Source organism: Deefgea tanakiae, from assembly GCF_019665765.1.
GTDB classification, from domain to species: Bacteria; Pseudomonadota; Gammaproteobacteria; order Burkholderiales; family Chitinibacteraceae; genus Deefgea; species Deefgea tanakiae.
The window spans coordinates 2,014,241-2,028,747 of sequence record NZ_CP081150.1 but is presented as its reverse complement, the minus strand read 5'-3'; the positions used below and the strand labels follow the sequence as shown (position 1 = coordinate 2,028,747).

Genomic DNA, 14,507 nt, shown 5'->3' with positions numbered 1-14,507 from the left:
AACACGCTTAAACAGGCGGGTGAAACCCGCCTTTTTTTTGTCCAAATTTTAATATATTCCAAATCAATAAGAGAAAAACCATGCGAGATAAACACAAGTCAGGCATCCGCCATTTTGCGAAATTACCGGCTGCTGCCGCCTTATTTGGCGCGGTAGCAGGTGGTGTGAATGCGGCCGAGACCGTATTAGCGCCCGTTGAAGTGAGTGCAGAAAATCCTCAAAGCCGCAATGGCACAGTGAATACCTTCAAAGCACCAACGGTGCATGTCGGTCGCGTTGAGCAAGACGCGCGGGATATTCCGCAATCGGTGACGAGTGTGACGCGCCAATTGATGAATGACCAAGATGCCAATACGCTGAAAGAAGCGCTGCGTAATGCAGTCGGCGTGACATTTAACGCTGCCGAAGGTGGCGCTAGTGGTGACGGCATCCGTATTCGTGGTTTTGGTGCATCGAATGACCTCTACTTAGATAATTTCCGTGATTCTGCACAATATAATCGCGATACATTCCATATTGATACCGTTGAAGTCTTGCGTGGCCCTGCGTCGATGATGTTTGGTCGTGGTTCGACAGGTGGTGTGGTCAATCAAGTGAGCAAAACGCCATTCCGTGGTGATTTGAATCAGCTTTCAACAACCATCGGCATGGATTCGTTTTACCGTGTTGAAGGTGATTTCAATCGCGCTATTGGTGAAAGCACCGCGGCACGTATCAATGTGATGGGTCAAAAAGCCGATAGTTTCCGCGAAGGCGCAGAAATGAATCGGTGGGGCGTTGCACCAAGTATCACTTGGGGTTTGGGCGAACCAACACAAATCACGGCCTCGTATTTGCATTACCAAGAAGACAATGTGCCGGATTACGGCGTGCCTTACTATCGTAAAACGCCGCTCAATCAAGGAACCAATCAACCCATTGATCGCGTCGATACTTTCTATGGCCTAAAAGATTTTGACTCTGAAGAAACACAAGCCGATGTATTGAGTTTGCGTGTTGAGCATCAAATCAACCCGAATATGAAAATCAAAAACTCAACTCGGGCTGGTAAGTATGATTTGGACTTACGCGCCAGCGCACCAGGTTTGTCTTTTGCCAAGCCAACAGATGCATTGACCGACAGCACGACGGTGACTCGTGGTCGTAAATTGCGCATGCGTGAACAAGAAATCTACTCCAACGTAACAGATTTCTTGTGGGATTTCGAAACGGGTACGGTTCGCCACAATGTGCTGGCTGGTATTGAATTAACTCGCGAGAAGTTACTGAGCACAGGCCGTATGCAATTGGATACAACAGGTAAAGTGCTTCCAAGTTCAACGACAGGCTTGGCGGGGTGCAATTTGCCATCAACCACGGTGGGCAACCCGGTCACAGGTGGTGTACCAAGCAATTGTAGCGATCCAGTGAATACCGTGACCGCTGATTCGACAGCGGATACCGTGGCTTTCTACTTCCAAGACATGATTGACTTGAATCCGCATTGGAAAGTGTTGTTGGGCGCTCGATACGATAACTTTAAAGCCAGCACCGAGAATCTATCGTTCACCAAGCAAAAAGCCGCCGATAATGTGAGCCGTACGGACAAAGTGTGGAGCTACCGCACAGGTTTGATCTATCAGCCTGATCAAGTGCAATCGTATTATGTGTCGTATGGTACGTCGTTCAATCCTTCTGCTGAAGCGTATTCAACTGATCCAAAAGGTGCTTTGACTGATCCAGAGAAAAACGCGAACTACGAAATCGGCGCACGTTGGACTTTGCTGGATGGCGATTTGGCCTTGCGCACGGCAGTGTTCCGTACGGAAAAAACCAATGAGCGTCAAACCGATATCGAACCGGGCGTGGTGAAACCATACTTGTTGTCGGGCAAACGCCATACCGATGGTATTGAACTCGAAGCAGCAGGTCGTTTGAGCGACAAATGGCAAGTCTTTGCTGGCCTTGCGCTGATGGATCCAGTGATTGATGAAGTGGCTAATCCAGCACGCAAATATCAAGAAGGCAATCGCCCAGACAATTCGCCAACGTACACCGGCAATTTGTGGACGACTTATCAAGTCGATGGCAATTGGAAAGTGGGTGGCGGTATGAATGCGATGGGCAAACGTTACACCAGCTTGGACAATACGGTGTTCTTGCCAAGTTATGTGCGTTGGGATGCGATGGTTGAATGGACGCACCGTGATTTGAGTGTCCAGCTCAATGTTCTTAATTTGTTTGATACTGAATACTATGAAGGTCTTTACGCAGGCTTTGCTGTGCCAGGCACTACGCGGACTGCTCGTGTGACGGCATCGTACAAGTTCTAATTTTGTAGATTAATGATGGGTATTTACTTGTAACCATCGATTGGGGTATTCCATATGTGAATACCCCATTATTATTTGGAGTTTTTATGTTGTTACATATTCCTGCGGTACTCGATGCTGCAACCGTAGTCGCGTGTCGTGAAAAGCTGGATCGTGCGGCATGGCTCGATGGTCGTATCACAGCAGGGAGTCAATCGGCCAAAGTTAAAAATAATGAACAGTTGCCCAATGATGAAGTGAACGCTGTTGCGGTGCGCGAAGTGATTTTGGCGGCGCTGGCCAAAAATGACTTGTTTTTTTCGGCCGCGTTGCCCAAAAAAATCTTTCCACCTTTATTTAATCGCTATGGCGTGGGGATGGGCTTTGGCATGCATGTTGATAATGCGATGCGTCGTATGACTGATACTGGCGAATGGGTACGCTCGGATTTATCCGCGACACTGTTTTTTTCTGATCCGGCGGAATACGATGGTGGAGAATTGGTCATTGAAGATACTTATGGCGTGCACGAGGTCAAACTCGCCGCCGGTGATATGGTTTTATACCCATCCAGCAGCTTGCACCGTGTCGAACCAATCACGCGCGGTACAAGGGTTGCGTCGTTTATGTGGATGCAAAGTATGATTAAGGACGGCGCCGAGCGTGGTTTGTTATTTGAACTCGATACCAATATCCGCCAACTGCGCGCCGATTATGGCGACAATGCCACTGCAATATCTATGACGGGTATTTATCATAATTTGCTTCGTAAATGGGGCGATATTTGATGTGGATGGCCGAGTAAGGTTAATAGATGGCAGTGAAAGAGGGTTGCTGTTTGAACTTGATACGAATATTCGCCAACTGCGCGCTGATTATGGCGACAATGCCACTGCAATATCTATGACGGGTATCTATCATAATTTGCTTCGTAAATGGGGCGATATTTGATGTGGATGGCCGAGTAAGGTTAATAGATGGCAGTGAAAGAGGGTTGCTGTTTGAACTTGATACGAATATTCGCCAACTGCGCGCCGATTATGGCGACAATGCCACCGCAATTTCAATGACGGGCATACATCATAATTTATTGCGCAAATGGGGCGACATTTAATTAATTCTTCAATGAAGTCGTTGATAAACTTGCAAAATAGCGCAATGGCCTGATATTGATGTTTCATTAATACGTCGGATGATTTCATGGAAGTGTTCTTACTGCTCGGGCTGATTTTACTCAATGGCCTGTTTGCGATGTCGGAGTTGGCCTTGGTGAGCGCGCGCAAAGCACGGCTGACCAAAATGGCTGAAGCAGGAAATAAGGGCGCCGCAGTGGCCTTGGAATTAGGCGCTGATCCGACTAAGTTCATGTCCACGGTACAAATTGGGATTACTTCGATTGGTGTACTGAGCGGTATTGTCGGTGAGTCTGTTTTGGCCGAGCCTTTTGCCGACTGGTTGATGACCTTTGGATTGCCTGAAAGCATGAGCGACACCAGCGCGACAGTCTGTGTGGTCGTTTCTGTGACTTATTTTTCGATTGTGCTGGGCGAGTTGGTACCAAAGCGCTTAGGACAAATTAGCCCTGAAACCATCGCCGTATTTGTTGCGCGACCACTGCAATTGTTAGCACTGATGACACGTCCATTTGTTCGCTTACTCACCGCATCGACTAAGGGCGTACTCAGTTTGCTCGGTGCAGATCAAACGACACAACAAGCGGTGACGCAAGACGAAATTGACGCGATGTTGCACGAGGGATCAGAAGCCGGTTTGATCGAAGAGCACGAGCACGCGATGATGAAAAACGTACTGCGTTTGGATGATCGCCTCGTGACTTCATTGATGATCCCACGCTCCGACATGGTCGTGCTGGATTTAGATGATTCGGTAGCCGACAACTTAGCCAAAGTATCGAATACGCCGTTTTCACGCTTTCCTGTTTGCCGCGATGGTCTAGATAATTTGCTGGGGATTTTAAGTGCCAAAGACATTTTGCAAAAAATGCTTAAAGGCGAAGAAATTGACCTATCCAGCCATCTACAGCCTTGCGTATTTGTGCCTGAAAGTCTGACTGGTCTGGAGTTGCTCGCGCAGATGCGCACTTCCGGCGTAGAAATGGTCTTTTTGATCGATGAATACGGCGAAGTGCAAGGTTTGGTGACTTTACAAGATGTGCTCGAAGTCTTGACGGGCGAATTTACGCCACAAGACGGTGCGGATGCTTGGGCGATTCAGCGCGCCGATGGCTCATGGCTGCTCGATGGCTTAATCCCAATCCCCGAACTTAAAGATCGCTTGGATTTGCAATCCGTACCCGATGAAGCCAAGCATAGCTACCATACACTCAGCGGTTTGGTGATGTTTATCCTCGGGCAAATGCCGCGCACGGGCGATATTGCCGTGTGGGAAGATTGGCAACTTGAAGTGGTGGATATGGATGGTCGACGAATCGATAAAATCTTAGCCATCAAGAAAACTGACGCAACACCAAGTAATGAAGAAATCAGTAGTTGATTAAGAAAAGCGCTTGAACATTAAGGCACCGTGAGCGGTATGGATTTAATTCAATCGCTCATGCTTGCCGCTGTAGTAAGATGCATGAGGCCAAAATGAGCGAAGCAAACGAATTTAGTCTTATTGGTTTGCCTTGCCAGAAGAAGCATTTAAACGCAGCGCTTATCAAATTACAAAGGCCGCGGGATTTTCATCGACCAATAGGCCAAAGTCCAAACGCCATACATCACCATAAAATAAGCGCACAGCAGTTGGCCCAGCACGGCTAGGGTGCCGCTTAATGCCGTATCGACTACTAGCAGCATGAGCAGCGCCAGCATGCTTTGCAGTAAAGTCAGCCACCGATAAGACCAGCCATGTTGGTTGTGATAAACAAAATGGCTTGGCTCTGCACGCTGTATTTCGACATAAGCAGGAATCACTAAATACCAAAATAATTGGCGAATAAGCGGTTTATCCCAGTTGGCTACGATTGTTTTAGCTGTTTCAAGATTCATCATTAGCAAATTAAAATGTAATTGCTTACAGTGTGCCATAGCGCCAGCATTCGTGTTTGCCTTGGCGCAAGCTGTTGGGAAAGTGCGGAAGGTCCCACGGCAGAGTTTCGAGTCGGCGGAACTGAGTACGACTATCTTCGATTATGTCAAATGGCAAAATGTTGGAGTCTAAAACATCGATATTTTTGCTTTCAAATCAATAGGCAAACGATTTAATACGGAGGATTCGCTTAAGAGCCTAAGTTGAACTTAATTTGCGGTTGAAAAATTAAATTTATCTTTTGCCCTACACATAGCTCACTCCGTTGAGCAATCCGAATCTCTATATTTGGCGACAGCTAATCAGAGGGCTTGGATGAGTTGATCAGAATCCGCAATAAACTGTTAGTGTATTGTTTGTCTCTCAATCTAAAGGAGTATTCAATGACTGGTATTTTCGACAAAGTCAAAGAGCTATTGGGCTCTGCGGAGCAAACCGTGGAGGCGGCGGCGGAGCGCGCTTCTGCCAAAGCGGCGGATTTAGCAGATAAAGCCGGTCAAGTTGCTGATCAAGTGGCCTTTAAAGCTGCCCAATTGGGTGATGAAGCGACGATTGCTGCTGATCACGCTTTGGAGTCGGTGAAGGAAAAGTCTGCTGAGTTAGCTGAAAAAGCAGAGCTGTTGGCCGATCAGGCCGCTTGGAAAGCGGCAGAAATTGCAGATAAAGTGGGCCAAGTAGCTGATGATGCAGCACTCAAAGCCGGTGAACTGAGCGATAAAGCCACGGTCGCTGCTGATCAAGCATGGGATGCAACCAAGGATGCTGCGGCTAACGTTGTGGGCAAGGCTGAAATTTTGGCCGATGAAGCGGCATTGAAAACATCAGAACTAGCCGATAAAGCTGGCCATGCAGCAGATCAAGCGCTGATTCAAGTTGCAGAATTAAGTGATCAAGCGAAAGTGAAGGCGGCTGAACTTGCCAGTAAAGCAGGTGAACAGGTTCAGCATGGGATTGCCAGCGTGAAGCAGGCGGTTGCGGATGAGAAGCCAAAAGCTTAATCGTTTTTGCATACGAGTAAAAAAACCGAGTTCAGCTCGGTTTTTTTATAGCGCTAAAGGTTATAAATCAACAACAAATCGTTCTAATTTGGAATTTGATTTTCGCTTACACTCTCGAATCATTTGCTTATTCGAGTTGTCCTGATGAAAATCCGCCACGCAGACCTTTCGGCTACGCCCGAAAATCTAGAGCACCAAGCGATTGGTATTCCACCGCTTGATGAGGCTGTTGTTAGCGAGCGGCAATTTTGGCAACGCAAACGCTTTATCGGTTTAGCTTTGCTGATGTTGGTGACGACGTTGGGTTTTGCGCTGCAAAATGTCAATGAGCCGCTGCAACAGAGCTTATCTAGCGGTGCGTACTACGTATTAACTTCGCCGATGTTCTGGCTGGCGGTGGGCGTGGGCTTTGCTGCTCAGGCGATTGATGGTGCTTTGGGGATGGCTTACGGCATTAGCTCGAATACATTCTTGATTGGGATCGGTGCTAGTCCTGCTTCGGCTTCGGCGGCGGTGCATGTGGCCGAAGTATTTACGACTGGATTTTCAGGTTTGTCGCATTTGAAATTTGGTAATGTCGATAAAGCCTTGTTTAAGCGTTTGGTATTTCCTGGTGTCATTGGCGGTGTGGTCGGTGCTTTTTTATTGACTAATATCGATGGCAAACTCATCAAACCGTATATCGCCGCCTATTTGTTGTTCATGGGTGTGTACATATTGCGTAAGGCTTGGCTGGCCACGCATCCAAAACCACACTCAAATGAAATCAAGCATGTCGCTCCATTGGCCTTGCTGGGCGGATTTGTTGATGCGGTGGGCGGTGGTGGCTGGGGGCCAGTGGTCACCTCAACTTTGGTTGGTCGTGGTAATGACCCACGCAAAACAATTGGTACGGTGAATGCCGCTGAGTTTTTCATTGCCTTTTCAACGGCTGGCGCATTTTTGCTGTGGGCGAAGATGGATCATTGGCTCTTGGTCGCAGGCTTGATTGTCGGTGGTTTATTCGCCGCCCCATTTGCGGCATGGCTGTGCCATAAATTAAATGCGCGTACGCTGTTGTGGATGGTAGGTAGCTTGATTTCAATATTAAGCTTATTTAATCTGTATAAATCACTGAGTTAGTAACGTGGGTATATCGATCTGGCCAATAAATTACATAGCCTAGATCGATATACATCCTCTGTGTAATTCTCCATTGTCATAGTTATCGATTCGGGTAGACTGCAAAAACCCCCTTGCAGGTTAAACCGATGCCCCTTTCCTCCCGCCAAGAAATCGCCATGCTCATCACTCTGATGTTGGTGATGTTCACTGCTATTGCTGACTTTATGATTATGATGCCCTTGGCATCGTATTTGATGGATGAGTTTCAGATTAATACCGCCCATTTTGGTCTGCTGGTTTCGGCGTATTCCTTGGCTGCAGGATGTTCCGCATTGCTGGCGTCATCGCAAGCAGATCGATTCGATCGGCGTCACGCGCTGCTGTTTTGTTATGCCGGTTTGATCGTGGCGACATTGGCCTGCGGTTTGAGTAATAGCTTTTATACCTTACTCGCTGCGCGCATTTTGGCGGGTATTTTTGGCGGTGTGATTGGCTCGATTGTATTAGCGATTGTCGGTGACTTGATTCCAGTTGAGCGGCGCGGTCGAGCAATGAGCTGGGTCATGCTGGGTTTTTCGATCTCAGCAGTGGCTGGTGTGCCCTTGGGTTTGTGGCTGGCTGCGCAAAGTGGCTGGCGGATGCCGTTTTTCGCCTTGACGGGGATTTGTGCCTTGGTCGCAGTGGCGATGGTGCGCTACGTGCCGCCTGTGCGTGTACACTTGGCAACGCTCAATCGCGATGCGAGTTGGGTCGATAATTATCGAGAACTGCTTACCGTGCGCAATCACTGGTGGGCGGTGTGCCTCACTGGAGCATTGATGGTGTCTGGCTTTATGGTCATTCCATTTATCGCGCCAACCATGGTGGCAAATGTGGGTTTACCCGCCAGCGATCTGATGTACTTTTATCTAGTCGGGGGCGCGGCAACCATTGTTAGCCGACCTTTGATTGGTGGCTTTACCGATCGCTACTCTGCCCGAAAAATCATGCCATGGCTGGTGCTGGCTAGTTTTGTGCCGATTCTTTTGATTACGCAAAATTTCAAAGTCGGACTACCATGGCATTTAATGATTTCGGTCTTGTTTTTTATCTTTGTCAGTGGTCGATTTATTCCGGCCTCAACGATGGTGACCGCAGCCACGGTGCCGCATTTGCGGGGTCGATTGATGGCGTTTAACTCAGCCATGCAAAATTTCGCCTCCGGTGCTGCGTCATTGTTGGCTGGCTTGTTGCTCACGCAAGATGCACAAGGACATTTGCATCATTATGGTTGGATTGGGGTTTTGAGTTGCGCCGCAGGTTTGTTGGCGATTTGGATTGCTCGGCGAATTAAGGCTATTTCTTGATCCAAACTGAGGTCTAAAAATGAATTTTAATTTGTGCGGCGACAAATCCTTCTAGGTCGACTGATTTGATTGTTGGAACAACAACTAAATTGACTCCAAAGTGATAGGGGGTTTCTAGAGAGATGAATAAACCCCCGGCTGGGATTATATCGTATTTATTTTTCTTCGTTTTGTAGCCTGTTAGTAGACCGGCTGTTGCACCGAATGAAAGATTTCCGTTTTCGCAAAATTCCAACTGTAGTGGTGTCCAAGCTAGTTGGGCATAAAGTGATGTTTGTCGGATTGAGTTGCGATAGCCTCCTAGCATCCAATGCCAACGACCATTGCTACGCTCTATACCTATTCCTGGATTATTTTCTGATAAATCACCATGATTTACCATTTCACGGTTGTAATGATGTGTCCATATTGGCGTTTTAATCCAAGTTCGCCAATCATTGTTGGTATTCATATTCGATAGAAAATCAGGCGTGTGCTCGCCAAAAGCTTGGCTTGTGCTGATGGCTCTCTCATCTGCGTGGCTAAGTCCAATGGTACTCAATATCAGTAAAATACTTGCTTGTGTGATAGCTTGGATTCGCTGCATGAAAGACCTTAGTGATGTAGTAAAGGACTTGGTAAGAATCATTACTAAACCTAGATAAGGACATGCTGTTTTACAATTTTAAATTTTGTTCGAATCAAAAAAGTTGTATCTGTGTCCGCTTTTAAGCATTTCAAAGCGGACTCATGATTTGGAGCTGTGTGCTCTACTTACAGTATGTAAATTATGGGTATTGGGTTGCAAACATTAATAATTAATGCCTGTAGAGAGATACTTAGAAATTTTTATCTACTTGGTAAAATGAATTCTGGATTGTCTCGGAGTGTGTTTTGCATTTATTTTTTGTTTTGACTTAAATATTTCTTAAAACTGTCAACAAAAATTCATCGCTATTGAGCGTTGTTTTTGTGTTGACCTGAATTCATGACGAATCGCCCAAATTTGGTCACATATTTTTAAAAGCCCAAGGCATGTTACAAATAGGGCGCGATATGTGCGGTTAGCATCTTTCTGACATAAATATTGAGTACAATAATGGATCTTGCGGCATGCTTAATCGTGCCGCCTTTTTTTTGAGGCTTGTATTTTGGATCGGCTAGAACATTTAGTAATTCGGATGGGTTCAGATACTGAGTCAATTCACGATTGGTTTGGTTTTACTGCAAGTGGCGCTTTAATGGCACATCGGAACGATACGTTGGATTTGCAGGCTGCGACTACAATGGATTTGGCAATTCCCGCAGCTTGGCTGACGGCTCATTCCTTAACGCTACCTGCAGTTAATAAAAAGCAGCGCGATCAACTGATTAGCCAAGCACTCGAAGATCGGATCTTGGGTAAATTGAGTGATGTGCACTGGGTAGCGGGTGCTGCAGTGAATGGCATCACGACGGTGTGGGTGATTGAAAAAACACGGCTGGCGGCGATTTCAACATGGATTGCGCAGTCGGGTTTGAATTTTCAGCGCTGGTTGCCTGAGTTATTGCTTTTACCGCACGCATTGACCTATTCCCATTCGAGCAAAGGCATCATGTTTTGCACCGATAAGGAGTCGGGCTGGCTTGAATCAGAGGCTGATTTATTAGCACTTTATCCTGCACTGTCTTTCAAAGAAATCGCAGCTGCAGAATTGATTCTACCGCCACAAAACACGGTTTCTTTTTATCAAAATCCCAAAGTATCGCTTTCTACTCATTGGTCTGATTGGCGTGGGGCGATATACGTACTTGTGGCATGTTTCTTTATTTATCTCCTTAGCCTATTTATTCAATGGCGTAGTTTAGCGAATCAAGAAGTGGCCCTTCGGCAAGAAATCCGCCAGACCTTTGCCAGTATTTTCCCCGGTGTCCCTGTGGTTGATCCGATTTTGCAATGGCAAAGTCAGCAAAATGCCGGTAATAACCGTGGGGCAAGCCCCTCGGCTGATGCTTTAGATCTTTTGCATAAAACAGCAGCGCAAATCGATTTGGATGTGGGTATTGATAGTGTTGAAGTCAAAGCAGGTAAGGTGAACATCGTGTTGGCTGAAAGTAAATCAGCCGCTTTGTTAGCTAAATTAACGGCGCAGGGCGCAAAAGTTCAAAGTAATAAAATGCCAGATGGGCGAATGAGTATCGAGGTGCAACCATGAACCCGCTGATTAAAAGCTGGCGGCTGCAAGCACAAACTTATTGGCAGCAACGCAATCCACGTGAACGAAAAATGTTGGCCATTTGGTCAATCGCCGTTGCCTTGGTTGTTTTGTACTTTGGCATTTATTCGCCTTTGAACACGCAAATTGGCAAGTTATCGGTGAATGTGCCGCGATTAGAAGGTCATCTGTTTGCGATGCGGGGCAGTAAGCCAGAAACCACACGCCCTAAAGCCAGTTCCGGTGATTTACGCAGCGCGGCATTTTCGGCCTTATCGGCCAAGAAAATCAGTGCCGATGTGCGCTCCATTTCGGCCACGCAATTGGAATTACGTAGCTCGCATGCTTCGGTTAATGAAGCTTTGCAATTAGCCAATGCCCTGAAGTCTGAACTCGGTGCCAAAGTCATTTCAGTACAAATCAAACAAGATAATTCGGCCGCTGCGCTGGTTTTAGTTTTGGAGCGGACATGAAACAGACTCAAATCGTGATAGCGCATCCTCGTCGCAAGCTGATTATTTTGCTCTTAGTGGTTTTCAGCCTGGTAGTTTTTATCGCCAGAATGCCAGTGAGTGTCGTGGTGTGGTTTTTGCCCAGCTCAGTGAGCTTGGTACAAGCCAGTGGCAGTATCTGGGATGGCCGAGCTAGTGCCTTGGGTTTGCAAGGCGTAGTTTTGCAGCAGGATCTTTCTTGGCAGTTTGAACCCAACTCGCTGCTTCGCGCGCAGATGGCTTGGCAATTGCGTGGTGAAGCCTTGGGAGCCAGTAATCAAGCACGTATAGCACTGGGTCTGGGCGGCAGTGCGCTAGAAAATGTTGATATTACTTTTCCGCTCGAAGGCGTTTTTCGGTCTATTCCTAAAGTCGCGAATTGGGGCTTAGGCGGCAAAGCGCAATTACGCAGCCCGCGTTTGTCTCAACAAGCTGGTGACAGTGCAGAGTTGGTGCTCGATCCCATATTTAGCCAACTTGTTCCTGCGTTGACGCCGATTACAGCGCTGAGAGTGAATTTGAATGTGGTAGTAGGTGGCGCTAACTGGCAAATTGCCCCCGCTGGTGCTAGCGCGATAGCAGTCAATGGGAATGGCGATATGCAATGGCGCGGCGCGGCGCACGGTACGATTAATCTCAAGCCCGATGAAAAAGTACGCCAACAACTTGCGCCATTGCTATTACAAGTTCCCGCGACGGCTGATGGGTATCAGATTAAATTTTAGTGAGATACAAAAAAAGCCATCAGTCATGATGGCTTTTTTGTACGCAGAATAAAGCTTAAGCGAGTGCTTTGGCTTTGAGCTTTGCAAATTCATCTGTAGTGATTGTGCCTGCATCGAGTAATGCTTTCGCGTCGCTAATTTGTTCGGCTGGTGACTTTGCGGCAACTTGGCGGATATAGCTATCGGTATCCGTTTTCATGCGTTCAAGCATTTGTTGCTGGCGTTGTGCCATGCCTCGGCCGTGGCAAAGGATATAAATTAACGCAACGAAAGGTACGGGCAAAATCAAACCAATAACCCAGAGCGCTTTTCGAACACCACTCATTTCATGGTTGCGGAATAAATCTGCAAAAATATGAAATAGTACGAAAAGATAAACAATAAACATAAATGCTTCGGCGATTAGCCAAACAACATCCCAAAAATTACTCATCATGGTTTAGATCCAGTTAATTTAATAAAAATAAAACGTAGAACCCAGTTGGATTAATACGGTTTGCGTGTTGCTCGGTTAATCCACGTGCGCAATAAAGACAAGAGCGCTCCGCCAGTCACCATACCTAGCGTATATACTGCGAATACAAGCAATGAGGCTGGCATCGTGATACTAAGCGTGAATAGAGAAATAGTGACTGCAGTGAGATTTTGAAATTGAAATAAAACAACAATAGCGGTCACAATAACAATCAGAGCAATATAAACGTAACGCATGGCGACTCCATTTTATAAATTAAACTCACAGGCAGAGCTGGTCAAATCAGCGCAATGATTTATTCTTTGCTACATTCAAATGAATTCGTAGGGTATGAAAATCAGCTCATTTAGTCAATTATCATTTCTAATTGACTTAGAAGTGTTGGATTGCTTAATTATTTCGTGTGATTCTGAGCATTTCTTCAATACTCGTCACGCCTTCCAAAACACGTTCAATCGCGTCATCGCGTAAACTGGTCATGCCTAAGCTTTCGGCGTAGGTGCGAATGTCTTGTTCATTGGCGGCATTGTGAATTTGGGTGCGCATGGCTTCATCGACGACGAGTAATTCGTGAATGCCGGTTCGACCGCGATAACCGGTTTGTGCGCAATTTGGGCAACCGACTGCGCGATAAAGGGTGGTAGGGGTATTGATTCCTAGCTGTTTTAATTCGTCGTCTGTAGCTGTATACGGTTGCTTACAGTCATTGCAAAGATTGCGAACTAAGCGCTGGGCCAGTACGCCGATGGTCGATGAGGCCAGCAGGAATGGCTCGATACCCATATCCACTAAGCGGGTGATGGCGCTGCTGGCATCATTGGTGTGCAAGGTGGCGAGCACCAAATGGCCGGTCAATGACGCTTGAACTGCGATTTGGGCGGTTTCTAAATCGCGAATCTCACCAATCATAATCACATCGGGGTCTTGCCGCAAAATCGCTCGTAGTGCCCGCGCAAAGCTCATATCAATCCGCATATTGACTTGGGTTTGGCCGATGCCATCTAAGTCGTATTCGATCGGGTCTTCCACCGTCATGATATTGCTGTTTTTTGCATCCATGCTGCCGAGCGCGGCGTACAGGGTCGTGGTTTTGCCCGATCCTGTTGGCCCAGTGACCAAGACGATGCCGTGCGGGGAGGCGAGTAGTTGATTGAGCGGTTTTAGCGTTTTTTCCGCCATGCCGAGTTTAGCCAATTGCAAACGGCCTGCTGACTTATCGAGTAAACGCAGTACTGCGCGCTCGCCATGCCCAGTCGGTAAGGTTGAGACGCGAATATCCACTGGGCGACCCGCAATTCGCAAATTGATGCGGCCGTCTTGTGGGATACGTTTTTCGGCAATATCAAGCGCCGCCATCACTTTAATCCGCGAAACGAGGGCAGCATGCAGGGCACGATTGGGCTCGACCACATCGCGTAAAGCACCATCCACGCGGTAGCGGACTACCGATCGGGTTTCAAACGGTTCGATATGAATATCTGATGCATTTTCGCGTAGCGCCTCGGTGAAAATCGCATTGATGAGCCGAATCACGGGCGATGATTCTTCCGCTTCCATCAAATCTGAGACTTCAGGCATGTCTTGAATGAGTCGCGCCAAGTCGGCTGACTCTTCAATGTCATCGACCATATTCATGGCACTGGCTTTGCCGTCACCAAAATGCTGAGTCAGTTTGGTATTGAATTCAGCTTCAGCTAAAACGATGAGCCGACTTTGAGCGAGTTTGCGACGCAATTCACCCATCGCGGCAATACTGCCGCCTTGGCGCATTACAATTGTGGTGCTGCCATCAATGACTTCACCATCAAATACGCCATATTCACGAGCATAAGCATAAGAAACAATAGACATA

16 protein-coding genes are annotated in these 14,507 nt (G+C 47.1%); 11 read left to right on the top strand and 5 right to left on the bottom strand.

Annotation, left to right across the window (positions count from 1 at the left end; translation table 11 throughout):
- Nucleotides 1-80 precede the first annotated feature (80 nt).
- From K4H28_RS09555 to K4H28_RS09535, 5 genes are all read left to right on the top strand, one after another.
- On the top strand, nucleotides 81-2,312 hold the full coding sequence (locus tag K4H28_RS09555; RefSeq protein ID WP_221004983.1) for a TonB-dependent receptor: 2,232 nt from the start codon (nucleotides 81-83) through the stop codon (nucleotides 2,310-2,312).
- A gap of 86 nt (nucleotides 2,313-2,398) precedes the next feature.
- Nucleotides 2,399-3,079, top strand: coding sequence for a Fe2+-dependent dioxygenase (locus tag K4H28_RS09550; RefSeq protein ID WP_221004982.1), 681 nt, complete (start codon nucleotides 2,399-2,401; stop codon nucleotides 3,077-3,079).
- Between the two features lies 1 nt (nucleotide 3,080).
- On the top strand, nucleotides 3,081-3,242 hold the full coding sequence (locus tag K4H28_RS16930; RefSeq protein ID WP_373312738.1) for a hypothetical protein: 162 nt from the start codon (nucleotides 3,081-3,083) through the stop codon (nucleotides 3,240-3,242).
- A 43-nt stretch (nucleotides 3,243-3,285) separates the two neighbouring features.
- Nucleotides 3,286-3,405, top strand: coding sequence for a hypothetical protein (locus K4H28_RS09540; protein ID WP_221004980.1), 120 nt, complete (start codon nucleotides 3,286-3,288; stop codon nucleotides 3,403-3,405).
- 86 nt (nucleotides 3,406-3,491) lie between these two features.
- Complete coding sequence (locus K4H28_RS09535) at nucleotides 3,492-4,805, top strand: hemolysin family protein (protein WP_221004979.1); 1,314 nt, start codon at nucleotides 3,492-3,494, stop codon at nucleotides 4,803-4,805.
- A gap of 170 nt (nucleotides 4,806-4,975) precedes the next feature.
- Here K4H28_RS09535 and K4H28_RS09530 read toward each other — a convergent pair whose 3' ends face one another.
- The gene (locus K4H28_RS09530) at nucleotides 4,976-5,305 is read right to left on the bottom strand and encodes a hypothetical protein (protein WP_221004978.1); all 330 of its coding nucleotides are present in this window, start codon (nucleotides 5,303-5,305) and stop codon (nucleotides 4,976-4,978) included.
- Between the two features lie 420 nt (nucleotides 5,306-5,725).
- Here K4H28_RS09530 and K4H28_RS09525 point away from each other — a divergent pair, with 420 nt between their 5' ends.
- The 3 genes from K4H28_RS09525 (at nucleotide 5,726) to K4H28_RS09515 (ending at nucleotide 8,790) form a co-directional block, all read left to right on the top strand.
- Complete coding sequence (locus K4H28_RS09525; protein ID WP_221004977.1) at nucleotides 5,726-6,340, top strand: hypothetical protein; 615 nt, start codon at nucleotides 5,726-5,728, stop codon at nucleotides 6,338-6,340.
- Nucleotides 6,341-6,484: 144 nt separating this feature from the next.
- Nucleotides 6,485-7,462 (top strand): sulfite exporter TauE/SafE family protein, encoded by a 978-nt coding sequence (locus tag K4H28_RS09520; RefSeq protein ID WP_221004976.1) that lies wholly within the window; start codon nucleotides 6,485-6,487, stop codon nucleotides 7,460-7,462.
- A 128-nt stretch (nucleotides 7,463-7,590) separates the two neighbouring features.
- Nucleotides 7,591-8,790: an MFS transporter gene (locus K4H28_RS09515; RefSeq protein WP_221004975.1), complete on the top strand. Its 1,200-nt coding sequence runs from the start codon at nucleotides 7,591-7,593 to the stop codon at nucleotides 8,788-8,790.
- A gap of 13 nt (nucleotides 8,791-8,803) precedes the next feature.
- Here the strand turns inward: K4H28_RS09515 and K4H28_RS09510 are convergent, their stop codons facing one another.
- Nucleotides 8,804-9,376: a hypothetical protein gene (locus K4H28_RS09510; RefSeq protein ID WP_221004974.1), complete on the bottom strand. Its 573-nt coding sequence runs from the start codon at nucleotides 9,374-9,376 to the stop codon at nucleotides 8,804-8,806.
- Nucleotides 9,377-9,950: 574 nt separating this feature from the next.
- On the opposite strand from K4H28_RS09510, the gene gspL reads away from it, so the two are divergent.
- From gspL to gspN, 3 genes are read left to right on the top strand one after another with little or no spacing between them, the layout of a single operon-like run.
- Complete coding sequence (gene gspL / locus K4H28_RS09505) at nucleotides 9,951-10,964, top strand: type II secretion system protein GspL (RefSeq protein WP_221004973.1); 1,014 nt, start codon at nucleotides 9,951-9,953, stop codon at nucleotides 10,962-10,964.
- Nucleotides 10,961-11,437 carry a type II secretion system protein M gene (locus K4H28_RS09500; RefSeq protein WP_221004972.1) on the top strand — a complete coding sequence of 159 codons (477 nt, stop codon included), beginning with the start codon at nucleotides 10,961-10,963 and terminating at the stop codon, nucleotides 11,435-11,437. Before gspL ends, K4H28_RS09500 begins: the two co-directional genes overlap by 4 nt.
- Nucleotides 11,434-12,180 (top strand): type II secretion system protein N, encoded by a 747-nt coding sequence (gene gspN, locus K4H28_RS09495; RefSeq protein WP_221004971.1) that lies wholly within the window; start codon nucleotides 11,434-11,436, stop codon nucleotides 12,178-12,180. The genes K4H28_RS09500 and gspN overlap by 4 nt, the downstream gene beginning before the upstream one ends.
- A gap of 55 nt (nucleotides 12,181-12,235) precedes the next feature.
- Here gspN and K4H28_RS09490 read toward each other — a convergent pair whose 3' ends face one another.
- From K4H28_RS09490 to gspE, 3 genes are all read right to left on the bottom strand, one after another.
- On the bottom strand, nucleotides 12,236-12,616 hold the full coding sequence (locus K4H28_RS09490) for an SHOCT domain-containing protein (RefSeq protein ID WP_221004970.1): 381 nt from the start codon (nucleotides 12,614-12,616) through the stop codon (nucleotides 12,236-12,238).
- Between the two features lie 50 nt (nucleotides 12,617-12,666).
- Nucleotides 12,667-12,891 carry a LapA family protein gene (locus K4H28_RS09485; RefSeq protein ID WP_221004969.1) on the bottom strand — a complete coding sequence of 75 codons (225 nt, stop codon included), beginning with the start codon at nucleotides 12,889-12,891 and terminating at the stop codon, nucleotides 12,667-12,669.
- Between the two features lie 154 nt (nucleotides 12,892-13,045).
- Complete coding sequence (gene gspE / locus K4H28_RS09480; protein ID WP_221004968.1) at nucleotides 13,046-14,506, bottom strand: type II secretion system ATPase GspE; 1,461 nt, start codon at nucleotides 14,504-14,506, stop codon at nucleotides 13,046-13,048.
- Nucleotide 14,507: the final 1 nt, after the last annotated feature.